General features: G+C 71.2%; 15 protein-coding genes and 1 tRNA gene. 12 read left to right on the plus strand and 4 right to left on the minus strand.

Annotation, left to right across the window (positions count from 1 at the left end; all coding sequences use genetic code 11):
* The first annotated feature begins 337 nt into the window (after window positions 1-337).
* Both ACQEVU_RS56070 and ACQEVU_RS56075 read left to right on the plus strand, forming a co-directional pair.
* Complete coding sequence (locus tag ACQEVU_RS56070) at window positions 338-862, plus strand: M48 metallopeptidase family protein (RefSeq protein ID WP_433339402.1); 525 nt, start codon at window positions 338-340, stop codon at window positions 860-862.
* Window positions 859-1,449, plus strand: a complete 591-nt coding sequence (locus ACQEVU_RS56075) for a hypothetical protein (protein ID WP_433339403.1) — start codon at window positions 859-861, stop codon at window positions 1,447-1,449. Before ACQEVU_RS56070 ends, ACQEVU_RS56075 begins: the two co-directional genes overlap by 4 nt.
* Window positions 1,450-1,906: 457 nt before the next feature.
* Here ACQEVU_RS56075 and ACQEVU_RS56080 read toward each other — a convergent pair whose 3' ends face one another.
* Window positions 1,907-3,259, minus strand: a complete 1,353-nt coding sequence (locus tag ACQEVU_RS56080; protein ID WP_433339404.1) for a zinc-dependent metalloprotease — start codon at window positions 3,257-3,259, stop codon at window positions 1,907-1,909.
* 56 nt (window positions 3,260-3,315) lie between these two features.
* On the opposite strand from ACQEVU_RS56080, the gene ACQEVU_RS56085 reads away from it, so the two are divergent.
* The 9 genes from ACQEVU_RS56085 to ACQEVU_RS56125 all read left to right on the plus strand — a co-directional run bounded on the left by ACQEVU_RS56085 (window position 3,316) and on the right by ACQEVU_RS56125 (window position 12,884).
* Window positions 3,316-4,350, plus strand: a complete 1,035-nt coding sequence (locus ACQEVU_RS56085; protein ID WP_433339405.1) for a YlbL family protein — start codon at window positions 3,316-3,318, stop codon at window positions 4,348-4,350.
* Window positions 4,351-4,399: 49 nt separating this feature from the next.
* Entirely contained in the window at window positions 4,400-7,402 is a 3,003-nt protein-coding gene (locus tag ACQEVU_RS56090; RefSeq protein WP_433339406.1) for a UPF0182 family membrane protein, read from the plus strand.
* Between the two features lie 123 nt (window positions 7,403-7,525).
* Window positions 7,526-7,599: transfer RNA gene (locus ACQEVU_RS56095), tRNA-Met, on the plus strand.
* 217 nt (window positions 7,600-7,816) lie between these two features.
* Entirely contained in the window at window positions 7,817-8,401 is a 585-nt protein-coding gene (locus tag ACQEVU_RS56100; RefSeq protein WP_433339407.1) for a hypothetical protein, read from the plus strand.
* Window positions 8,402-8,566: 165 nt separating this feature from the next.
* Window positions 8,567-9,127, plus strand: a complete 561-nt coding sequence (locus ACQEVU_RS56105; protein WP_433339408.1) for a Uma2 family endonuclease — start codon at window positions 8,567-8,569, stop codon at window positions 9,125-9,127.
* 43 nt (window positions 9,128-9,170) lie between these two features.
* A complete protein-coding gene (locus ACQEVU_RS56110) occupies window positions 9,171-9,494 on the plus strand; it encodes a hypothetical protein (protein ID WP_433339409.1) in 324 nt (107 codons plus the stop codon).
* Between the two features lie 28 nt (window positions 9,495-9,522).
* Complete coding sequence (locus ACQEVU_RS56115; protein ID WP_433339410.1) at window positions 9,523-11,964, plus strand: alpha/beta hydrolase family protein; 2,442 nt, start codon at window positions 9,523-9,525, stop codon at window positions 11,962-11,964.
* 423 nt (window positions 11,965-12,387) lie between these two features.
* Window positions 12,388-12,603, plus strand: coding sequence for a hypothetical protein (locus ACQEVU_RS56120; protein ID WP_433339411.1), 216 nt, complete (start codon window positions 12,388-12,390; stop codon window positions 12,601-12,603).
* 23 nt (window positions 12,604-12,626) lie between these two features.
* Entirely contained in the window at window positions 12,627-12,884 is a 258-nt protein-coding gene (locus ACQEVU_RS56125; protein WP_433339412.1) for a CopG family ribbon-helix-helix protein, read from the plus strand.
* Between the two features lie 221 nt (window positions 12,885-13,105).
* On the opposite strand, the gene ACQEVU_RS56130 is transcribed toward ACQEVU_RS56125, so the two are convergent.
* The gene (locus tag ACQEVU_RS56130; RefSeq protein WP_433339413.1) at window positions 13,106-13,639 is read right to left on the minus strand and encodes a TetR/AcrR family transcriptional regulator; all 534 of its coding nucleotides are present in this window, start codon (window positions 13,637-13,639) and stop codon (window positions 13,106-13,108) included.
* Window positions 13,640-13,691: 52 nt separating this feature from the next.
* On the minus strand, window positions 13,692-19,061 hold the full coding sequence (locus tag ACQEVU_RS56135) for an AAA family ATPase (protein ID WP_433339414.1): 5,370 nt from the start codon (window positions 19,059-19,061) through the stop codon (window positions 13,692-13,694).
* Between the two features lie 232 nt (window positions 19,062-19,293).
* Between ACQEVU_RS56135 and ACQEVU_RS56140 the strand changes: the two genes are divergently transcribed.
* Window positions 19,294-20,439 (plus strand): FAD-dependent oxidoreductase, encoded by a 1,146-nt coding sequence (locus ACQEVU_RS56140; RefSeq protein WP_433339415.1) that lies wholly within the window; start codon window positions 19,294-19,296, stop codon window positions 20,437-20,439.
* A 19-nt stretch (window positions 20,440-20,458) separates the two neighbouring features.
* Here ACQEVU_RS56140 and ACQEVU_RS56145 read toward each other — a convergent pair whose 3' ends face one another.
* Window positions 20,459-21,616 (minus strand): cellulose binding domain-containing protein, encoded by a 1,158-nt coding sequence (locus ACQEVU_RS56145; protein WP_433339416.1) that lies wholly within the window; start codon window positions 21,614-21,616, stop codon window positions 20,459-20,461.
* Window positions 21,617-21,705: the final 89 nt, after the last annotated feature.

Consider the following 21,705-nt stretch of genomic DNA (forward strand, 5'->3'; position numbering starts at 1 on the left):
GCTAGGCCAACGTGGTGAGTGTGCCTTGTCGGACACTCGGGGAAAGTGCGGTTAGACGGGACACGCCGAGCGTAATCGGAAGATCTTCCTCCAACCGCACCGTACACACTATGCACAGCCTGGGGATAACCGTGTGGGCAACGGTGTGGGTTGCTGTGGATGAAATCCGCCCGAGGGTTGCCGGCGACCCGGAACAAGTCGGACGACCGCCGGAATCTTTCCGGCGAGCTGCCACGAATGGGTGACTTACGGGCACCCTCCGCGAGATTGGCCCTTGCGAAGGGATGACCGCTTCCGGCTAGCGTTCCTCCGTGAGCGGTACCCGAGGGGGGCCGGCATGACGCGCAAGCCGGTCATCGAGGTGCGGCGCAGCAAGCGCCGCCGACGCACGGTGTCTGCCTACCGCGACGGCGAGCGGGTGGTCGTGCTGATCCCGGCCCAGTTCTCCCGTGCGGAGGAGCGCGAGTGGGTCGACCGCATGCTCGAACGCCTGGCCGCCCGCGAGCAGCGGGCCCGCCGCACCGACGTCGAGCTGGCCGCCCGAGCCCAGCGCCTCGCCGCCCGCTACCTGCCAGATCACCCCGTGGCCGCCCGCCCGGCGAGCGTGCGGTGGGTGCAGAACCAGAACGGCCGCTGGGGATCTTGCACGCCGGCCGACGGTACCATCCGGATTTCACACCGCGTGCAGGAGATGCCCGACTGGGTCATCGACTACGTACTGCTGCACGAGCTGTCGCATCTGGTCATCCCCAGCCATAGCGGTACATTCTGGGCGCTGGTGGCCCGCTATCCCAAGGCCGAACGCGCCCGGGGGTATCTTGAGGGGGTGTCAGCGGCAGCCGGTCTGGGGATCACCGAGTGACCGTTGCCGCCGTAGTCGCGCTGCTCGTGCCGGTGGCCTGGTCGCCGCCGGGCACCGACGTGGATGCCTGGCGTGCCGCGATGGCCGAGGACATGGTCGACCTGCTGACGCCGCTGCCGCGCGTCCAGGCGGCCATCGCCGCCGTCGCGGCCGACATGCCCCTGGCCGCCAAGATCGCCTGGCCGTCGACCCGGATCTACGAGGTCGAGGCCCCGACCATCCGTGCCGCTCTCGCCGCGGCGGCCGCCGACGGCCATGACAAGGCGGCGGTTGTCCTGGCCGATGCGCCCGACATGCCGGCCATGCTCATCGGCAAGCTGCTGCGGCCGCTGTCGACGCGCGCGCTGGCCGTCGCGCCGGCCCACGACGGGGGGCTGCTGGGCGCGGCCGCGCGCCTGCCGCTTCCGGACTGGCTGCCGGAGCTCGACGCCGAGACCGGGGACGTGGCCACCGCCCGCCGGCCGGCCCCCGAGCCGACGCTGGTCGCCTCGGCGCCGGGCTGGCACCGGCTGCGCGGGCCGGGGGACCTGCGACGCCTGGACCCGGCCCTGGACGGGTGGGACGCCACCCGGGCGATCCTGACCTGACGCCACGCCGATCGCCGGGGCCATTCGCGGCCCGGCGAGGCCATCGCTGGGCTGGTGTGACCGGGGGGCCGGGTGGGACGCCACCCGGGCGATCCTGACCTGACGCCACGCCGATCGCCGGGGCCACTCGCGGCGCCCGGCGGGGCATCACTGGACTGGTGCGACCAGGGGCCTGCCCGGCAAATCCGACGCAGATCCGCAGCGTGCACGAAGTCGCGCCTATCCGACTTATCGCCTGTCGGGGTATAAATCCGAAAAGTCGTGGCGCGCCAGCGCCCGACTTTTCGCACCCCAGCCGTCTGCGGCGCGGCGTTGAAACTTCGCCGGTCGTGCCGGCCCGGACTCGCGCGAAGCGCGGAAGAGGGCAGGCGCCACCTCATGCTGCGGTGACTGGGCGGGGACGCCGCAGGCCCGGGAGTCACGGACCGCGCCCACGGCGGACGTCGCGGTAGCTCGGCTAATCCTCTTGCTTGGGCGGTTCGCCGGTCTCGTCGTTGAAGCCCAGGTCGCCGAGGTCGAGCTGGGTCCGCGCGAACATCTCGGGCTCCGCGAACGCCTCCTCGTCGGGCAGCAGGTCGGGGTGGCCCCACAGCGCGTCCCGGCCCGCGACGCCGCGGTGCTCGGTCAGCGCGGACCACAGCGCCGTCGCCTCGCGCAGCCGCCGCGGCCGCAGCTCCAGGCCGACCAGGGCGGCGAACGTCTGCTCCGCCGGGCCGCCGGCCGCGCGCCGGCGCCGGAAGGCCTCCGACAGGCGCACGACGTCCGGCAGGCGCTCGCCCGCCGCGCGGTCCACCACGTGGCAGACCCAGCCCTCGATGAGCGCGAGCGCGGTCTCGAGCCGGGCCAGCGCGGCCCGCTGCTGCGGCGTGTCCTCGGGCGTGAAGATGCCCTCGAGCACGAGCTCCTGCGGGTCGTTGCCCAGGGTCGACGGGTCGATCCGGCTCATCGCCTCCTCGATCGCCTCCCGGTCGACGTGGATTCCGGCCGCGTAGGACTCCACGGCGGCGAAGACGTGGCCGCGCAGCCACGGCACGTGGCCGAAGAGGCGCTGGTGGGCGGCCTCGCGCAGGGCCACGTAGAGGCGGACCTGGTCGTCGGGGATTTCGAGGCCTTTGCCGTACTCCGCGATGTTGGCCGGCACCAGCGCCGCCGCGCCGGCGGGTCCCAGCGGCAGGCCGATGTCGCCGGCCGAGAGGACCTCGGCGGCGAGGGAGCCGAGCGCCGTGCCCAGCTGGCCGCCGAGCAGCGCGCCGCCGAGCGAGGCGACCATCGAGGTCATCGGGCCCATCTGGGCCCGCATCTCCTCGGGCACCAGCTCGGTCATCGCCGACACCATGCGCGCCGCGACCGGGTCGCACAGCTTCTGCCAGACCGGCAGGGTTTGGTTGAGCCACTCGCCGCGGCTCCACGCGGCGGTCGCGCGCACGCCCGAGGGCAGCGCCGACTCCGGCTCGAGCCATAGGTCGGCCAGCCGCAGCGCCTCGATGACCGAGGCGCGCTCCGCCGGCGTGACGGAGGGGTCGCCGACGGGTTTGGCCGCGTCGTCCGTCGCCGTGTCGTTCGCCGTCGCCACCTGGGTGCCGGGCATCGCGAAGCCGACCGGGAACTGCGACATGCCGGCCGCCGGGCCGCCGCCGGTCAGGTGGGCCTGCGCCAGCTGCCGGGCCAGATCCCAGTTGACCGGACCACCGCCGGGCGTGGCGAACAGCTGCTGCAGCTGGCTCAGGAATTGCTGCATCTGGCGCGGATCATTGGGATCCGGCACGTCGCCGCCGGACGGACCGAAGCCGAACGGGATGTCTGCGGGCATTCCACAACGGTACTCGCTTCCTGGTGCGTTCGGCCGGGAGCGCTAGGCTCGCCGCCATGAGACGTCGTGGGCTCACCGTGCTGATCGGTGCGGTGCTGCTGTTGGTCCTGGCCTGGCAGGCGACCGTGTTCAAGGTGCCGTACGTCGAGATGGGCCCGGGCCCGACGTACGACACGCTGGGCACCGACACAGGCAAGCCCGGCGGCCGGCCGATCATCGCGGTCGACGGGGCCCCGACCACGAAGTCCAAGGGCCAGCTGCGCATGACCACGGTGTCCGTGCAGCCGGACCTGACGCTGGTCGACGCGATGATCGGCTGGTGGGAGGACGACCGCGCGGTGGTACCGCGGGAGCTCATCTACCCGCCGGACCGCACCCAGGAGCAGGTCGACCAGGACAACGCCAACGCGTTCCAGGAGTCCCAGACCTCGGCGGAGACGGTCGCGCTGCGCAAGCTCGGCTACCCGACCGTCGTCGCGGTCGCCGACGTGTCGGCCGGCTTCCCGGCCGAGGGCAAGCTGCAGAAGGACGACGTCATCAAGGCCCTTGACGGCACCGCCATCGACACGCCGGACAAGCTGACCGAGCTGGTTCGGGCCAAGCCGGCCGGCACCACCCGCCAGGTGCAGATCGAGCGCGGCGGCCAGGCGCAGACCGTCGAGATCGCCACCAAGGCCGGCGACGACGGCAACCCGCGGCTCGGCGTGCAGGTCAAGACGTCCCAGCCGCACCCGTTCAAGCTGACGATCCAGCTCGACCGCATCGGCGGCCCGTCGGCCGGCCTGATGTTCACGCTGGGCATCATCGACACCATCGAGCCCGAGGACCTGACCGGCGGGATCGTCATCGCCGGCACCGGCACGATCGACGACGCCGGCAACGTCGGGCCGATCGGCGGCATCCCGCAGAAGCTGGTCGCCGCGAAGGCCGCCGGGGCCAAGGTGTTCCTCACGCCGGCGAGCAACTGCGCCGAGGCGATGGACAACCCGCAGCCCGGCCTGCCATTGATCAAGGTGAACAACGTGGACGACGCCCTGAGCGCCCTGCAGGCGCTGCGGGCCGGTCGGACGCCGACGCTGTGTAGTAGATGACTACGCTGAACGAGTTTCCATACGCGAACGGGCGGAGCCGACCGTGGTAATGCGTAATCCGATGACCAGGGTGAGCCGGCGTGGCCGGGTCACGATCGCCGTGCTGGTGGTCGTCTTCCTGCTGTTCACGCTGTTCGACCGGGTGGTCGGGGCGTGGGCCGACTATCTGTGGTTCTCCGAGGTCAAGTACCCCCAGGTCTTCACCGAGGTACTCCAGACCCGGATCTGGATGTTCCTGATCTTCGGGGTGGCGGTCGGGCTGGTCATCGCCGGCAACCTCTACCTCGCCTACCGCACCCGCCCGCTGCTGCGCCCGCACTCCGCGGAGCAGCACGCGCTGGACCGCTACCGCCTGTTCCTCCTGCCGCACATGACCGGCTGGATCATCCTGGTCGCCGGCCTGATCGGCCTGTTCTCCGGGCTCTCGGCCCAGGGGCACTGGCAGGACTGGATGCTGTTCAGCAACAGCACCCCGTTCGGCAAGACGGACCCGCAGTTCCACGTCGACCTGTCGTTCTACGTGTTCGAGTACCCGTTCTGGCGCTACCTGCTCGGCGTCGCGTTCACGGCCGTCGTCTTCTCGCTGATCGGCGCGCTCGCCCTGCACTACCTCTTCGGCGGGGTCCGCCTGCAGGGCGCCGGGGAACGCATGACGGCCGCCGCGCGGGCCCACCTGACCGCCCTCGTCGCGCTGTTCGTGCTGCTCAAGGCGGCCGCCTACTTCCTGGACCGGCGCGGGCTGCTGCTCGACAAGTTCCCCACCCAGGACTTGTACGGCGCGGGGTACACCAACATCAACGCCCTGCTGCCGGCCAAGGAGATCCTGGCCTGGATCTCGATCATCGTGGCGATCGCGATCATCGTCTTCTCCAACGCGTTCATGCGCAACCTGGTGTGGCCCGGCCTCGCGCTCGGCCTGCTCGCCCTGTCGGCGGTGGCGGTCGGCGGCATCTACCCGGCCGCGGTGCAGTCGTTCACCGTCAAGCCGAGCCAGCTGCAGAAGGAGGCGAAGTACTTCCAGTACGCCATCGACGCCACCCGTGACGCGTACGGGCTCAACAACGTCACGGTCGAGCCCTACTCGGCGGACAACACCAAGCCGCCGGCCTCCAGCCTGCTCGACGGCAAGGACGCGACGGTCAACAACATCCGCCTGCTCGACCCGGCCGTCGTCGGCGACACGTACACGCAGCAGCAGCAGGTCCGCGGCTTCTACGAGTTCAACCCGAAGCTCGACATCGACCGCTACACGATCGACGGCAAGACGCAGGACTACATCGTCGGCGTCCGCGAGATCCGCTACGACCAGCTGCAGCAGAACAACTGGCAGAACCGCCACAGCGTGTACACCCATGGCTACGGCTTCGTCGCCGCTCCCGCCAACCAGGTCGTGTGCAGCGGCCAGCCCCTCTACGTCTCCGGCTTCTTCGGCGATACGGCGCAGCCGACCGACCCGAACAAGCAGAGCGGAAGCTGCGTGGCCGACAAGGACAAGATCCCGGTCACCCACCCGCAGATCTACTACGGCGAGCAGATGGGCGACGTCTACGCGATCGTCGGCAAGTCCAAGCCGGGCGACCGCGACGCCGAGTTCAACGTCCCGACCGGGGGCGAGGACCAGTCGAGCACCTACTCGACGTACGACGGCAGCGGCGGCGTCGCCGTGAACAACTTCTGGCGCAAGCTGCTCTTCGCCTCGTACTTCCGCGAGACGAACTTCCTGCTCTCCGGGGTCCTCAACGACCACTCCAAGGTGCTGTACAACCGCGACCCGGAGACGCGCGTGCGCGACATCGCGCCGTTCCTGACCCTGGACAGCGACCCGTACCCGGCCGTCGTCGACGGCAAGATCCTGTGGATCATCGACGGGTACACGACGTCGGCGACCTACCCGTACGCGCAGAAGCTCGACTGGAACACCGCGATCCAGGACTCCTCGACCAGCGGCCGGGTCTTCCCGGAGCCGCGGCAGGACGTCAACTACCTGCGCAACTCGGTCAAGGCCACGGTCGACGCCTACACCGGCGAAGTCAAGCTCTACGCCTTCGACGACCAGGACCCGGTGCTCAAGACCTGGAACAAGGCCTTCGGCGGCAAGCTGGTCCAGCCGCGCTCGGCGATCTCGCCCGGCCTGATGGACCACCTGCGGTACCCCGAGGACCAGTTCAAGGTCCAGCGCGACCTGCTCAGCCGGTTCCACGTCACCACGCCGGACGGCTTCTTCTCCGGGCAGGACTTCTGGGAGGTCCCGAAGGACCCGGCGAACCCGACGGCCGACCAGCCGCCGTACTACATCGTCGCCCAGCTGCCCAAGCAGGACTCGGCCCGCTTCCAGCTCACGGCCGCGATGGCCCCGCGCAAGCGCGGCAACCTGGCCGCGCTCATGTCGGCCTCGTACGTCAACGGCCAGCCCCGCTTCGAGGTGCTCGAGCTGCCGGCCAACACGCCGATCCAGGGCCCGAACCAGACCCACGCCAGCATGACGTCACTGGTCGACGCGAGAAAGGACCTGACCCAGTTCGCGTCGAGCAACTCCGACGTCATATACGGCAACCTGCTGTCCCTGCCGGTCGCCAACGGCATGCTGTACGTCGAGCCGATCTACCTGAAGAACAAGAACGACAAGGCCTTCCCGCGCATGCAGAAGGTGCTGGTCGCGTACGGCTCGGAGTACATGGCGTACGCCGACAACCTCGCCGACGGGCTCGCCCAGCTCGTCAAACAGGTGACGGGCCAGGCCCCGCCGCCACAGACCGACAACGGCGGCACGCAGGGCAATCAGCCGACCACCGGTAACCAGCCCAGCACGCCTCAGGTCCAGGAGGCGATCGCCGCGATGAACAAGGCGATCGCCGACCTGAAGGCCGCCCAGCAGTCGGGCGACTTCGAGGCGTACGGCAAGGCGCTCAAGGCCCTGCAGGACGCGATCGGGCAGTACGAGAACGCCGTGAAGGCCGCAGGCGCCAGCCCGTCGACCGGCGCGTCCCCGGGCCCAACGACGACGGCCAGCACCAACCCGTCGCCGACGGTCCAGCCGTCCTCGGCCGGCTGATCTTCCGGACACGACGTCACCCGGGTCGGGCGGTAACGACCCCCGCCCCGGGTGACACCCGACACGATCTCCCGGCTTTGATTTGGAACTCGGGACGAGCGTGCGCTAATGTGAACAAGCCGACGCGGGGTGGAGCAGCTCGGTAGCTCGCTGGGCTCATAACCCAGAGGTCGCAGGTTCAAATCCTGTCCCCGCTACTCATCTGAACGCCCCCTGCTCACGCAGGGGGCGTTCGGCGTTTGATGAGTAGCCTTGCCCGCTCGCTTCGCTCGCTCATTTTGTGGGGGAGCTTCGCTCCACCCACGCCCCCTCAAAAAGCGTCGGTGGTCGCGGTCGCGGTTGTGGTCGCCCGCCGTCGCCGTCGCCGTCGCCGTCGCCGTCGCCGTCGTGGGTGTGGGTGTGGGTGTGGGGTGTGTGCGGGGTGGCGTTGGGCTGTCTGTCCGCTGGCGTGCGCGGTGTGGTGGTGGACGTGAACCACGGTCGCACCCGTCGGACGCGCGGAACTTCTACTTCAACACGACCGGTTCGTTCAACGGCATCTCGCGGCTGTGGAAGCTGAACTTCGACAACCCGGCGGACGTGCTCACCGGCGGCGTCGCCACGATCGAGGTGGCCAGTCCGAAGTTCGACCCGACGAAGCCGGACGCGGACCAGGCCGGCCCGCGCATGATGGACAACCTCACCGTGAACGAGCGCGGCCAGGTGATCATCACCGAGGACGTCGGCAACAACGCCTACCTCGGCGGCGTGTACCAGTACGACCCGGCCACGAAGGGGCTGGCCCGCATCGCGCAGCACGACCCGGCGCAGTTCACGCCCGGCACTCCCGGATTCATCACGCAGGACGAGGAGTCGTCGGGCGTGATCCCGGTGCCGTTCCTGGGCGCAGGGAAGTACCTCATCGACGTGCAGGTCCACAAGGCGAGTGCCGACCCTGAGCTCGTCGAGGGCGGTCAGCTCCTGCTTCTGCAGATCCCCCCGGGCAAGCCGACTCGATAACAACAACATCGCGGGCCGGCTCTTTCGGGCCGGCCCGCCCCTAGCAAGCCGGCCCCCGGCCCGCGGATTTGAGCGGCCCGGGTCCGCGCGGGCGGTGGCTGAGGCGGCGGGTCGCTCTCTGCGCGTAGGAACCCCGGATGTCCTCGGCGGAGGTAGCATCGCGGCATGAGCGCGGAGGCTGTTGGCAGGCACATGCCGGCCATCATCACGCTCGATGACCTGGCCGCCATGATCTCCGCCGACACGCATGGGCGACGGTATGAGACCAGTCCCGAGGGAGTTCTCTCCGTCGTGCCGCCTCCGGACAGCGAGCACGCCGTCATTGCTACCCGGCTGATGGCGTGGTTGATTGCGGCGGGTTGGCCGCTCGATCAGATCATGCAGGTTGCCGGTGTCCGCATCCCTGGTCCCGACGGGGACGGCGGACGCATGCCGGACCTCACCGTATGGTCGCGGCCCCAGGCCCGGGCCGTGTGGCTGGCCGTCGCGGATCTCGTGCTGGTCATTGAGATCGTGTCGCGGGGCTCCGAGGCGATAGATCAGGGCGCCAAAGTGGCGGAGTATGCGACGGCCGGCATCCCGCAGTATTGGACAGTGGCGCGCGACCCGGCGCAGACGGTGACCCTGCATCAGCTCGGCCCCGACGGCACCACGTACGAAGTGACGGCCAAGATGCCTCTGGCCTGGCTGCTGCAGACGGCCCCGGCCGACCACATAGGCGGCTGAGCGCGCCGAACTGAAATGCCCCGGGGTCGGCGGGCGTGGCGACGTGATCGGCGTCGTGGCCGAAGAATGTGCCACCGATCGGCGTAAAAAGCGGGGCGGGCTCGATTTGCGTTACCCTCCTGGGGTGCTTTTCGGGCACGGCTTCACCGATTTGGCGGGCGAGACAAAATGCCGGTCCGCGAATCGCCGCAGGCTGTGCCAGCTGGCATTCCGACATCCGGCGGGAGTGGATCATTTCTCCGGTTCGGGTCGGAAATACCGGGGTTTGTGGGTGACGGGAAACAATTTCGTCCACCTCGGTAACCGTTCCGTCGCATCGACGGCGGATTCTTGGAACGCGGCGCTCATAGGTTTCCTCGCGCACTGAGGCATTCAGTGCGCGAAGGAGAGCGCATATGTTTCGTTTCGTCCCGTCACAGGGTCGACGTCGATTGGCGGCCGGGGTTTCGGTCGCGATGCTCGCCGGCTGCATCGCCGCAACCGGCCTCATGACCACGCCCGCCGGCGCCGAACCCGGCGAAGAGACCGTCGCGACCGACGGCTTCACTGTCGAGAAGCTCGCCGACGGCGGCGCACGGGTGTCGCTGCGCCTCGACGAGCCGCTGCCGGCCCGCGACGCCGTGCCGGAACTCGCGGTCGACGGGCGTGTCATCGGCGCCGCCAAGGAGTCGGCCGACGGTCTCACCCTCACCGTGGACACCGCCGAGACCGGCGTGGCCGCCGCGAAGCGCGTCGACGTCGCCTGGAACGGCGTGGTGCCCGGCTCCCAGGCGGCGCCGCCGAAGTCCGCCGCCGCGCCCACCACCCCGAAGGGGCTGGCCCGCAAGCAGCTCTACACCGATCCCGCGCAGCCGGGGCCGTTCCAGGTCGAGCGGCTCGACTACGACCTCGGCGACACCGCCACGACCCTGTCGGGCCTCAGCGACCTGCCCGTGGAGATCCGGGCCGCGGTCTACGCGCCGGCCGGAGCGAAGGGCGCCCGCCCGGTCGTGATCTTCCTGCACGGCCGGCACTCGGCGTGCTACAACCCGGCCACCCGGCAGACCAACAACACCAACTGGCCATGCGCGACCGGGTTCCGGCCCATCGACAGCTACCTCGGCTACACCGAGACCGCGCAGGCCCTGGCGACGCATGGGTACGTCGTCGTGTCCGTCAGTGCCGACGGCATCAACGCCAAGGACGCGAGCTTCACCGACGACAACGGCGCCCTGGCCCGCGGTCAGCTGGTCATGGACCACCTCGACCGGCTGGCGAAGTGGAACGCCGAAACCGGCCCGGGCAAGCATCCGCTGGCCGGCCGGCTGGACCTCACCAACGTGGGCCTGATGGGGCACTCGCGGGGCGGTGAGGGCGTGGTCGAGGCCGCGCTGCTCAACGCCGACCGGGCGCACCCGTACGGCATCCGCGCCGTCCTGCCGCTCGCCCCGGTCGACTTCGGCCGCCCGACGCTGCCCGACGTGCCCATGCTGGTGATGCTGCCGTACTGCGACGGTGACGTCTCCAACCAGCAGGGGCAGCACTTCTACGACGACACCCGCTACTCGGTGCAGGACAACGTGCTGCGGTCCTCCCTCATGGTCATGGGGGCCGACCACAACTTCTTCAACAGCGAGTGGACGCCGGGCGCCTCGGTCGCGCCGTCGAGCGACGACTGGTCGGCCTCGACCGACGGAGTCTGCGGCGGCAGCGCCCCGACCCGGCTGACGAGCGCCGAGCAGCGCGCCGTCGGCACCGCGTACATGGCCGGCTTCTTCCGGCTCGTGCAGGGCGGAGAGACGGCGTTCCTGCCGCTGTTCGACGGCACGAACGGCACGGTCCCCTCGACCGGCCGCGCCGTGGTGTACGCGCAGGCGCAGCAGCCCGGATCGCGCCGGCTGGACCTCGCCCCGTTGGAGCGCCCGGCCGACAACGTGTCGGTCTCCGGCTTCGACCTGGGCGCGTACTGCTACAGCGTGGCGGCGCGCGTGCGGCCCGGCGACACCCCGTGCTCGTCGACCACCGCGACGTCCAAGGTCCCGCACTGGACGCCGGCGACGTTCGCCCCGTCGGTGCCGATCAGCCCGGTGCTGCGCTTGCAGTGGGGCGCGTCCTCGGTGAACCCCGAGGTGCGGGTGGCCCTCGGGCCCGGTGACGCGAACGTCACGAAGTACGAGGCGCTCACCTTCCGAGTCGCCCGCGACGACGCGGCCGACGGTGACGTCGACCTCGACGTCACCCTCGTGGACCGCGCCGGCGGCTCGGCGACCGTGCGGGTCGGGGACGTCAGCCCGGCCCTCACCCGCTTCCCGTCGTCGACGAACACCACGAACGGCGTCAACCTGCTGGGCAAGACCTGGCTGCGTACCGTCCGGGTGCCGCTCGCCTCGCTGTCCGGCGTGGACCTGCGCAACGTCCGCGCCATCAGCGTGCGCCCCGCCACCGCGACGGGTGGCGCGTACCTGTCCGACATCGCGTTCGACACGCCCGGCGTCGGCGGCGGCGTCGCTACCGCGGCCGTGCAGGTCAGCATCGCCGACGCGACGGTGCAGGAGGGCAACGGTCCGGGTACCGCGACGATGCGCCTGACCCTGAGCAGCAAGCTCAAGCAGGACGCGACGATCCAGGTGCAGACGGCGGCGAGCGGGTCCGCCACGGCGGGGCAGGTGACATTGGGGTCGTTCCCAGTCACCCTGCCCAAGGGCGCGACCTCCGCGACGGTCGAGGTGCCGATCGTCGGCAACACGGTCGTCAACACCGCCTCGTTGCGGTACAAGATCACCATCTCGGCGCCCACCGGCGCGGTGATCGGTGACGGCTTCGCGTGGCTGACGGTGCTCGACGACGACACCGCCTGAACGATGGCGGGGCGCGTGGCCGGCGACACCGCGGGCCACGCGCCCCGCCGCGTCCGCAGGAGGAGCCGTCGCCGGGCCGAGCGCGGGGTCATGGGCCCCGGACGGTTACCTTGAAAGTGATCTTCCCGGACTGCGCCGGGGTGCCGTCGATCGATACGACCTCCAGCAGGGCCACGTGGTTTTCCGTGGTTCGTACGCAGAGGGCGGTCTTCGGCTGCAGCCGGCTGTACGGGATGGCTGTGCCGACCGTCGTTTGGGCGTGGCATCCCGCGGCCGAGGCCCGGTCGCGTTGCACAACGGCGCGCTCGATTGCGCTCTGTTCCTCTTGCTGGTCTGGTGGCGGCGTTTGACGCGTTATACGCTGCGGTGGATCGGGAGTACGGGTGGACCGATGCTGGCAAGGGGAGTGCAGCTCGTAACGGGGTGACCGAGCGCGAGGTCGTGGATGCCCTCTACTCGTCGCAGCGGATCGAGCATCGCATCGGGACGCTGCTGCTTGCTGTTGCTGGGCTGGCCGATAGCTCTCGGGTGATCGTTGTGCTGTGTGAACGGGTCGGCAAGGTGAACGCCTACGCGATCCTGGCGGCGCGGCCTGCCACTCCGGAAGAGATCAAGCTGTGGATGGAGGGGACTCGATGAGTGCATCCCGAGACCCCCGGACGATGAGCCGGGACGAGCTGGTGGCGTACTTCGACGGCGGCGGCGACCTCTCCGAGCTGCTCCGCGACGCAGCGCCCGGACCGGCGCTAGGACCTGCACCGGCCGAAATCCCGATGATCGTGACCGGCATCCGGCTGCCGTCAGCGACCGTTGAGCGGCTTGATGCGCTCGCCGGCAACGACAAAGGCGGGCGCTCTGGCGTCATCCGCCGGGCGATCGATGAGTTCCTTGAGCGGCACCCGGGCGGCGCGGCGGCCTGAGCCGTCCAGCGCCACCGGGCGCTGACCGATACTTCGGAAGGGGAAGCAGGCTCTCCGCCGTCTCGGTGATGGTGTCCTCGATCGGGCGGAGCTTCCACCCGAGCAGGCGCTCGGCCTTCGCGGACGTCGCGTCGAGGTTGCGGCCCAGCAGCGAGCGCAACAACGGGCATCTTCCAAGCCGCTCGCGCAGGATGGCGGCGATGTCGGCCGGCGGGCGGGCGTCAGCGAAGCGGGTGCACTGCGAGCCCGTCGAGGATGAGCGCCAGCATGGGTTGCGCCCGGTCCGGTGCGGCCCGCCAGAGCGCGCCCGTGAGCTGCAGGAAGTCGCCGGGCTCGGCATCGGCGCGGATGCTGCCGTCGCGCTTGCCGGCGTCGAGCAGCTCGGTTATCGCGGCGATCACCGGGCCGTACGTCTGCTCGGTGATCGACTTGTGGGCGTCCGGGCTGAGCGCGGCCCCGAGGGCGTGCTTCTTGCGCATGGCATCCACCAGTTCGGTCGTCCAGCGCCGTAGCGCCTCCGGCGGCGTCAGCGTGGCGAGCAGGTCGGACACCGAGCCGATGAGGAGATCGACCTCGTCCCGGTAGATGTCCAGGATGAGCGCCTCGCGCGACGGGTAGTTGCGGTACAGGGTGCCGGGACCGACCCCGGCCCGCTGCGCGATCTGGTTCATCGACGTGTCGCCGTTCTCGGCGAATGCTTGCCGGGCGGCCGCCAGGATCCGGGCGCGATTCTCCCGAGCGTCTGACCGGACCACGGCTCGAGCTTAGTGGAGACCTCTCCAAAACGAAAGGAAGCGTGGCTTGACCTCACGGATCGGGGCTGCCATTAGCGGCGGTGAGCGGTATTTCGACGACCAGCATGGTGCCCGCGCCGCGCGGGCTGTGGAGGGCGATCCGGCCGCCGATTGCCTCCGCGCGGTCCTTGAGGCCGAGCAGGCCGGTGCCGCGCGTGAAGTCGGCGCCGCCGGAGCCGTCGTCGTGCACCGCGATGCACAGGAGGTCGCCGGCGGTGTTGACGCCGACGGTCACCGTGATGGTCGAGGCGCCCGCGTGCTTTGCCGCGTTGGTCAGCGCCTCGGCGACGATGTAGTACGCGCTGACCTCGACCTGCTCGGGCAGCCGTCCCGCCGTGGTCCGGAGCTCGACCGGGATCGGTGAGCGGCGGGCCAGCGAGCGCAGGGCCGGGCCGAGTCCGCCCTCGGTCAGGATCGACGGGTGGATGCCGTGGGCGATCTCGCGCAGTTCGTCCGCCGCGGACTTGGCCCCGGCGACGGCCTCGTCGAGCTGCTGGCCGAGTGCGTGGAGCTGGGGCGGCACGTCCGCCTGCGCCGCGCGCAGTTGTAGCGCCAGGGCGACCAGCCGCTGCTGGGCGCCGTCGTGCAGGTCCCGTTCGATGCGACGGCGGGTCTGGTCGGCGGTGGCGACGATCCGCGCCCGGGAGGTCGTGAGTTCGGCCCGGCTTTCGGCGTTGGCGATGGCGGTGGCGACGAGCTCGGTGAAGTCGGCCAGTCGCCGCTCGGTGTCCTCGCTCAGCCGGTCCCGCTCGGCGGCGGCGCCGATGGCGCCCCAGAGGCGGCCCTCGACCACGATCGGGCTGGCGAAGGCGGAGCGGGGCTGGGCAGGGGCGGTCTCGGCCAGGGCGCCCAACAGCGGGCCGTGCGCGTCGTGGCGGCGTGCTGCGCGGCCGGTGGCCTGGACCGCCGTCAAGGCCGAGCGGGGGTCGAGTTTGCCACGCGTACCGGGGCGGCCGCGACTGAGGCCATGGCCTCCCATGATCGCCGCGTCCCCGTCCGGCTCGAACCGCACGATCGCGGTGCTGTAGGCGCCGAAGAGCGCGCCGATCTCGTCGGCCACCGCGGCGAACACATGGTCCGGGCCGACGCCGTGCGCGACCAGCGTCGCCACTCGTCGCAGTGCCGCTTGCTCGTTGGCGATCCGGCGGAACTCGGCGTAGAGGTGGGCGTTGTCGAGGGAGACGGCGAGCTGGCCGGCGATGAGCTTGACGGCGTCGAGTCGTGCGCTGCTGAAGGCGCTGCGGATGAGGCGGTTCTCCAGCAGCAGTACCGCCTGCAGCGTGCCGCGGTTGAGGATCGGCACGGCCAGCAGCGAACAGCAGATGCGGTCGGCGAGGTACGGGTCGCGGGAGAACCGGTCGTCGCAGGTGGCGTCGCCCACGACCAGCGGTTCGCCGGCCCGCTGGACGTATCGCAGCACGGACATCGGGACCGCGTGTTCATGGCCGGCGGTGCCGACCGGCTTGGTGGCGCGGCCCCCCGGTGTCGCCGGCAGCCAGACCTGCCGGTCGTCGCTCCACAACACCAGTTGTACGTCGGTGGCGCCGGTGATCGCGCTGAGCACCTCGACCAGGCGGGAGTGCAGCCCCTCGACGCTGGTCTGCGAGCTCAGCGCCTGCGACGCGCACAGGATGCCGAGCAGGTCGATCGTCCCGGTCGTGACGGTGGAGTGCCGACGGTGAAGATCGCCGGGCTGGTCGGCGCGCACGGCCTTCGTATCGCGTTGCGGCCGCAGGGTCGGGTGGGCCCAGTCGAGCTGGCGGACCTTCGCGGTCGCGCCCCAGGCGAGGTACTCCCGGCGTGCCTCGACGAGCAGGTTGTGGCCGGCGTGCTCGATGCCGTGGGCGAGATAGAAGCGGGCCGCATGTTCGGCGATCAGGGCCCGATGCCACGGGCGCGTGCGCCGGGCCGCCTCGTGCCGTGCGGCGTCGAAGGCGAGGACGGCGGCGTGAAAGTCGCCGACGGTCCACGCCCGCTCCGCCTCGAGCAGTCGCAGGAGGTGCAGGAAGTTCGCCGGCGCGTCCTCGGCGCGGGCGGCCAGCCACTGCGTCACCTCGTCCAGTTCGGACAGCAGCGGGCCGCGATCGCCGTCGCGGTTGTCGCGGGCCTGCCCGGCGAGGGCCAGCCCGCGCAGCAGGTGGGCCAGCGCGATCGGATAGAGGCCCGGGGCACTTGGCAGCAGCGGCATCGTCGCCTCGGTGTGCCGCGCCAGGCCGACCGGATCGCCGAGGACGGCGGCGGCGAGCGCACGGTTGACATGCGCATGGAACAGGGCCAGCGGGTTGTCGGCATACCTGTCGGGCGCCGGCCCGCCGGCCGCGGGGGAGTGTTCGCCGCGCAACACGCCGGCCAGCCACCCGTAGCCGTCGAGCCACTGACCGGTTTGTTCGCTGCCGGTACGCCGCACGAAGGCCATCCCGGCCTCCACCTCGGCGACGCAGCTGTCCAGCGACGGTGCGCTGTCCAGCAGGCCCACCACGGTCGGGTAGTAGGCGAATCCGGCGTGGGTCAGGTCACCCGACGCGATCAGCCCCTCCCGGGCCTGCCGCCCGGCTCGGACACCGTCCTCGAGCGGCTCGAACCAGCAGCATCTGAGCGCGGCCAGGAAGCGCGCCTGCGCGATGTCGGCCTCGCGGCCGTGGATTTCGCTCAGCGCCAGGACCCGCCGCAACACCTGGTACCCGGCAAGGTAGTCACCGCGCAGCACCGCGACGGTGGCGGCGGCGCTGGCCGGCCCGATCAGCGTGGGGCCCGGGCCGTGCCGCATCCAGATCCGCAGCGCCTCCAGGCTCAGCCAGCTGTACGTGGTGTAGTGCCCGGCGAGATAAGCCGCCGTCAGTACCCCGGGCAGCAGACGGGTCGCGGTGAGCAGCTTCGGGTCGGTGATCTGCGGGCGATCCGGCTCGTCGGCACCATCGGTATGGTCCAGCCACCGGTACAGATCGTCGAGCCCGGCGGGGAGCCGGTCCTGCGCCGGGACGGTGACGCCGAGCTCGCGCAGCGACTCGAGGCCGAGCTCGATCGCCTCCGTAAGACGGTTGCGGTGGGTCAGGCAGCGCACCTGCACGCACGTCGCGTCGGCGCGGTCCATGACGCCGGCGCACAGCCCCTCGATCGTGCGGTACTCCTCGTCCGCTTCCTTCAGGCGCCCCAGGCCGTACAGCGCGGCGTGGCGGCCGGTGTGCACGTGGAGCAGCGTGGCGGTCTCGGCCGGGTCGACCAGCCGCAGCGCCGCCGCCAGCAGCGCGTTCACCCGCGCATAGTCCCCGATCAGCGCGGGCTGGCCGGCGGCGCGGCGCAGCAGCTCCACCACCTGGCGCCGCTCCGCCGCGTCCCGGACCGCGTCGACCACCGGCAGGTACTGCTCCGCCGCGACCGCGAACAGCTCGGGCACGGTCGCCAGCCGCCGCGCCATCGCCAGCTGCAGCGCGCATCGCCGCCGCGGACCCACCTCGCCCAGGACCACCTCGAGGATCCGGTCGTGGCGAAACCGCACCGCCTGGCGTACCCCGGGCTCCACCACCAGCAGGCCATCGTCGAAGGCGGGCGCCAGCCGCTGCTCCAACACGTCCGCCGGCACGTCCGTCGCCGTCTGCAGAACGCTCAGCTCCGCTCGCCCACCCAGGCACGCCATCGCCTCCACCATCCGCCGGGACTTCCGCGGCATCGTGTGCACACGCGCGGCCAGCAGCCCGGCAACCTCGGACCGGCCCAGGTGGGCGCGCACAGCCGCCGCGTCCCACCGCCACCCGGCGGCCGTGACGGCCAGCTCGCCGTCGTGGCGCAGCGCGTTGAGCAGCTCCACCGTCTCGTACGGGTTGCCGGACGTGTACGGGTTGATCACCTCGCCCAGGTCCGCTGCCTCGGCGGGGTCCGCATGGAGCATCTCGGCGATCATGGCGATCGTGCCGGACACCGGCAGGTTGGCCAGTCGCAGGTGCTGCACCCCCGGCTGTTCCCGCCAGCGGGCCAATGGCGCCGCCAGCGGGTGCGCCGCGTCCACGTCGGCCTCGCGATACGCACCGACCAGCAACAAGCCGTCGATCTGCTGCTCGTTCAGCACGATGTCGATGAAGCCCAGCGGTACACGCCCCGCCCACTGCAGGTCATCGACGAACACCACCACCGGCCGCTTCGGCGAGGCGACCGCGCGGAGCACCTCCGCCGCCGCGTGCTGGGCCCGCACGTGCGCGGTCAGCGGATCCCCCGGATCGGGCGGCACCCTCAGCAGCGCCGCGAGCTCCGGCACCACGGCGGTCGCGAGCCCCGCGTTCGGCCCGAGAGCCTCCAGGATCCGCGCGCGGACCTCGGCCAGTTCGCCTTCGGGTTCGGCGAGCAGCAGGCGGCCCAACGCGCGGCACGCCTGGTAGACCGCGTCGAACTCCAGATCGCGGCGATGCTGGTCGAGCTTGGCCGTCACGAACCAGCCGTCACTGCCCGTGACCACCGGCCGCAGCTGATCGACCAGCGCCGTCTTTCCCACGCCGGGCGGACCGCTGACCAGCACCCCGCGACACCGACCGGCCATCGCATCCGCGAACGCCGTCTCCAGCACCGCGAGCTCGGCATCGCGACCCACCAGCCGCGAGGGCGGCAGCAGCCGCAGCGGAACGTCGTGCTCGCCGACCCGCAGCGCGGCCAAGGCACGAGGGCCGGCGTCGCGCAGCCGCTCCAGGTCGTGAACCACGCCCTCCGCGGTCTGGTACCGGCTGTCCGGCTCCTTCTCCAGCAGATGCATGATGATCTCGGACAGTGGCGGGGCAACCGCCCGGTTCACCTGCGACGGCGGCACCGGCACCCGGGCCAGGTGGTCATGCGTGAGGCGCAACGGGTCGCCGGAGCCGAACGGCGGCGCACCCGTGGCCAGCTCGTACAGCGTCGCGCCCAGCGCGTACAGGTCGGCACGCTGGTCCACCGACCGGCCGGTGCGCCCGGTCTGCTCCGGCGCCAGATACGCCAGCGTCCCCACGATCTCGGTGTGATGCGTGAACTCCGGCCGGAGCTCGGCCAGCGACGAGGCCAGGGCGAAATCCACCAGGCACGGCGCGCCGTCGCGGGAGATCACGATGTTCGCCGGCGCGATGTCCCGGTGGAGCACACCCCGCCGGTGCATCCCCGCCACCGCCCGGGCCAGCGCCAGTCCCAGCTCGGTCAGGTCATCGACATCGAGCGGCTTCGCCAACCCGGCCAGACAGGCGTCACCGGCGTCCGCCAGCACGACCGACCCCGGGAACCGGGGCGCCTCCACCAGTTGCGCGACCCCTTCGACGCCGCGCAGCCGCTCGAGGATCGCCACCTCGTGCTGAACCCGCCGCTGCGCATCCGGCCCCAACGGTTGCTTGCGGATGACCGTGCCACGCCCGGGAACGAGCACCCGGGTCACTCGCGTGTGTTCGCTTTCGTGGACAGTTCCCGCCAGATCTCGGCCTGCCGGATCTCGTTGCGCCAGGTCCCCGCCCGGTCCCATTCGACACCCCCGGTACCGGTAGATCATGCCTAGTGCCCTGCCTACACCCATTTGAACGCGGCGGCGACGCCGCGGACTTGACTCGGACTGGAACGGTGTTCCAGTATGTGATGGAACGACGTTCCAGCCGGTCAACGAGGGGGCAGTCATGACGACACCGGTCACGATCGTGGGGGCGGGGCTGGGCGGGCTCACCCTTGCCCGCGTCCTGCACGTCCACGGCATTGCGGCGGTGGTCTACGAGGCGGAAGCCTCGGCGGCGGCGCGCACGCAGGGCGGGCAGCTCGACATCCACGAGCACAACGGGCAGGTTGCCCTCGAAGCGGCCCGCCTCACCGAGGAGTTCCGCGCGATCATTCACGAGGGCGCCGAAGCCTCGCGCATCCTCGATCGGTACGGCAACGTGCTGCTCGACGAGCCCGACACGGGCACGTCCCGGCGGCCCGAGGTGCTTCGCGGAGACCTGCGCCGGATCCTGCTCGACTCCCTGCCGGACGGGACGGTGCAGTGGGGACGCAAGGTCGCCGACGTCCGCGGGCTCGGCGACGGGCGGCACGAGGTCACCTTCGACGACGGGGCGAGCGTGACCAGCGGGCTCCTGGTCGGGGCCGACGGCGCCTGGTCGAAGGTGCGGCCGCTGCTTTCCGGGGCGCGGCCCGAGTACGTCGGCACCGTGTTCGTCGAGACGTACCTGTACGACGCCGACGTGCGGCACGCGGCGAGCGCCAAGGCGGTCGGCCGCGGCGCGATGTACGCGTGCGCGCCGGGCCAGGGGATCGCCGCGCACCGCGAAGCCGGCGGTGTACTGCACACGTACGTCCAGCTGAATCGGGCCGCCGAGTGGGTGGCCGGCATCGACTTCGCCGACGCGGCGGGCGCGGCCGCGCGGGTCGCGGCCGAGTTCGACGGGTGGGCGCCCCAGCTCACCGCGCTGATCACCGACGGCGAGACGGCGCCGGTTCCGCGCATGATCCACACGCTGCCGGACGGGCACCGGTGGGAGCGCGTGCCGGGAGTGACGCTGCTCGGCGACGCCGCGCACCTGATGCCGCCGGCCGGCGAAGGGGCGAACCTGGCGATGCTCGACGGGGCCGAGCTCGGGCAGGCGATTGCCGCGCACCCCGGCGACGTCGAGGGGGCGCTGGCCGCCTACGAGGCGGCGCTGTTCCCGCGCAGCGAGGCGGAGTACGCGGACGCGCACGAAATTCTGGACCTGTGCCTCGGCGACCGCGCGCCGTACGGGCTCGTCGAGTTCTTCCTGGGCGCCGGGCAGGCGGGGCCGGCTTCCGGGTGAGGAAGCCGGCCCCCCGGGGTCAGGAAAGGGTGCAGGTCACGGTCGGAACCGCGTTGGTGGTGTTGTTCCACGTGGCCAGGAACCCGAAGGTGGTCGAGGCGCCCGGCGCCAGCGTGCCGTTGTAGGTCACGTTGCGGGCCGTGACCGCGGCCGCCGACTGGGTCAGCGTGGTGTTCCACGACTGGGTGACCTGCTGGCCGTTGGCGAAGGCGAACGTTGCCGTCCAGGCCGATGATGCGGCGGTGGACGTGTTCGTCACCGAGACCTCGCCCTGGAAGTTGCCGCCCCACGAGGAGACGATCCGGTAGGACGCGCCGCAGCGGGAGCCGCCGGGGGACGCCGACGCCGACGGAGATGACGAGCGGGACGGAGACGCGGACGCCGACGGCGATGCCGAGCGGGACGGCGAAGCGGACGGCGATGCCGAGCGGGACGGCGAAGCGGATGGGGACGCAGAGGCCGCGCCGAGGGCCTGGGTCAGGGCGGGGTACCAGCGGTCGGACATCTTCTGGAAGCCGCCGTCGTTCGGGTGTACGCCGTCGACGGTGTCGGCGACCGCGTCGAAGCCGGTCCACAGGTCCGCCAGGGTGATCGGCGACTGGGCGGTGGTGAGGCCGGCGGCCCAGGCCGGCAGGGCGTTGTTCAGCGCGACCACGTCGGCCGGGCAGGTGGCGCAGGCCGACTGCGCCATCGGGATGATCTGGGCGACGACGATCTTCACCGCGGGGTTGTTGGCGCGCATCTGGCCGACCAGCTTCGTGAACGCCGCCAGCTTGGTCGACAGCGGGATGTAGCCGCCCCACATGTCGTTGGTGCCCAGGTGCATCAGGACGATGTCGGGGCGGGCCGCGGCCAGCCACGGCGGCAGCTGGTTGTTGTCGGCGATGCCGGTGGCGGAGTAGCCGCCGTGGCCCTCGTGGTCGAAGTCGTACGAGTACCCGGGGTTGCAGCCGCCGCCGTCGGAGACGCCGCCGACGAAGTCGATGTTGGTGTAGCCGGTGGTCTGCAGGCGGTGCCAGAGTTTCGCGCGCCAGCAGCCGGGGCCGGCGGTGATGGAGTCGCCGAGCGGCATGATCCGCACGGGCGCCGTCGCCGACTGGGCGGGCGGGGCGATCACGACGGCGGCCGCGGTCAGCAGGGCCGCGATCAGGGCAGGGAACAGGGATTTGCGCAGCATGGGAGGCTCCTCATCGGATGGAGAGTGCGTCGGCCGGCTCCCACGGCATTGCGCTTCGTCGATGGTACCCCTACCCGGGACAGGCGTCG

This window comes from Dactylosporangium sp. CA-139066, from assembly GCF_050936175.1.
Classification (GTDB): domain Bacteria; phylum Actinomycetota; class Actinomycetes; order Mycobacteriales; family Micromonosporaceae; genus Dactylosporangium.

Coding starts and splice junctions, on each gene's coding strand:
- ACQEVU_RS56070 (WP_433339402.1), top strand. CDS start 338: ATGACGCGCAAGCCGGTCATCGAGGTGCGGCGCAGCAAGCGCCGCCGA.
- ACQEVU_RS56080 (WP_433339404.1), bottom strand. CDS start 3,259: ATGCCCGCAGACATCCCGTTCGGCTTCGGTCCGTCCGGCGGCGACGTG.
- ACQEVU_RS56085 (WP_433339405.1), top strand. CDS start 3,316: ATGAGACGTCGTGGGCTCACCGTGCTGATCGGTGCGGTGCTGCTGTTG.
- ACQEVU_RS56090 (WP_433339406.1), top strand. CDS start 4,400: ATGCGTAATCCGATGACCAGGGTGAGCCGGCGTGGCCGGGTCACGATC.
- ACQEVU_RS56105 (WP_433339408.1), top strand. CDS start 8,567: ATGAGCGCGGAGGCTGTTGGCAGGCACATGCCGGCCATCATCACGCTC.
- ACQEVU_RS56115 (WP_433339410.1), top strand. CDS start 9,523: ATGTTTCGTTTCGTCCCGTCACAGGGTCGACGTCGATTGGCGGCCGGG.
- ACQEVU_RS56125 (WP_433339412.1), top strand. CDS start 12,627: ATGAGCCGGGACGAGCTGGTGGCGTACTTCGACGGCGGCGGCGACCTC.
- ACQEVU_RS56140 (WP_433339415.1), top strand. CDS start 19,294: ATGACGACACCGGTCACGATCGTGGGGGCGGGGCTGGGCGGGCTCACC.
- ACQEVU_RS56145 (WP_433339416.1), bottom strand. CDS start 21,616: ATGCTGCGCAAATCCCTGTTCCCTGCCCTGATCGCGGCCCTGCTGACC.